Raw genomic sequence first — 1,576 nt, 5'->3', positions numbered from 1 at the left:
TGTTATGTCCATGAGGTTTTTGGACACGGAGTCCGGTGACTTTTTGGGCGTGGAGTCGGTGGGGTTTTTGGACATTGCTAGCGCGGTGTCATGGTTTCCGGCGTTTGGGCCGGGGCTTGGATAGGTTCGGGTTAAGCCGTGGTGGTTGGCGGTGTTTCATTCCTTTCACGAGGTTGATGTTGATTTGCCCGCCTGGTGGCCTGTGGGTCAGGGTGATTGGTAAGGGCACACTGAAGAGGAATTCGCCGTCGTGTGCGGTGTAGAACTCAGCAACGTTTTCGGCCGTGACGGCGGCGTAGAGTAGGCGGTTTTTGAATCGCAGGCCGATGTAGAGGCCGTAGTTGCATACGCGGGCAACACCGTCTTTGCTCACTCGTAGTTCGTTTGGGATGCCCCAAGCGTTTGTTGACTGCTTTACCGGCATCGTTAATGTGGGGGTATCGGTGGGAGGTAGGTCGTGCTGAGCTGCCATGTCATCGGTGTTGGTCTCGGGTGAAGTTGCCGCTTCCCCGGGGCCGTTTATCACTGCGAATGCTGCTGTTTGTGGGTTATGTGCTTTGTTGTAGGCGACGACACGGGCCCAGATCGCGTCAGGATCAAGCGGGTGCGTGGGCGGTGTTGCCTTGGGGAAGGTGTCGAAAGCCTGGCGCGGGGTGATATGCATCTTGCCAACCAGTAGCGATTGGTGGCGTCGCCGCTCGTTGTAGACGTGCCGATATTCAGCGAGATATGTGTTGACCTCAGCAAGGCTTACCGGGTGGCGCACGTCTAAGAACTGGGTCAGTGTGCGGTGGGATCGCTCGTCTTTTCCTTGAGTTGTGGCGGCGAACCCAGCGATAGCCAAGACGCCTTCACTGGCGAGCCACAACTCGGTAGCGGAGAGGTGTCCACGGTGGTAGGTGGCGAACGCCTCGCCGTTATCGGAGAGGATCTCTTGAGGTTTGCCGTAGGTTGCGAACGCTTCGGCCAGCACGGCGCGTGCGTCGGTTCCGTTTTCCGGCAAAGGGAACGCTTTGGTGCCGACGTCGAATCTGCTGGCGTCGTCGATGATCTGGTAGATCGTCACCTGCGTGTGCGCATGGTCGAACAGGCGGTAGACCAGCCCATCAATCTGCCACAGCTCACCGACGAAATCGCGGGCGAAGCGCTTATAGGAGCTGCGCGGTCGTTTACGGGCGTTGGCGTCGACGAAACCGAGCTCATGAAGCCACGACGCGATGGTCGAACGCGACGGGGTGCGCTCAGGACCGATCGAATCGAACAGGTAGTAGTAGATCGACCATGGGCCGTAATCCAGCCCTTGTTCCATCAAATGTTGTCTCGCGTTGACGACCGCGACCTTGTCTGTGTCGTCGAATTTTCGAGCTGGGTTCTTCGGTGCGGTCGAATCGGGCACAATGCCAGATCGGCCCTTCTGCGCTACCCGGTTTTTGATGTTGATGTACGTCTGCCGCGAGATGCCGAGTTCTTTGCAAAACTGTGTGATCGTTTTACCGTCGCGGACAGGATCGAAATCTGCGACCTTTCTGCGCTTGTGCAATGGAATAGCCATCCGGCTATTCCACCGCCACGAACG

At 57.7% G+C, this 1,576-nt stretch carries 1 protein-coding gene; it reads right to left on the bottom strand.

From position 1 onward, the window contains the following. Positions 1–88: 88 nt before the first annotated feature. The coding region (locus KBX18_RS11695) for an integrase core domain-containing protein (RefSeq protein WP_255996267.1) at positions 89–1,576 on the bottom strand (1,488 nt) is incomplete at its 5' end.

Origin of the sequence: Corynebacterium sp. CCUG 69979, from assembly GCF_024454095.1 — a bacterium.
Classification (GTDB): Bacteria; Actinomycetota; Actinomycetes; order Mycobacteriales; family Mycobacteriaceae; genus Corynebacterium; species Corynebacterium genitalium.
This window is presented reverse-complemented; position numbering and strand designations above follow the sequence as displayed.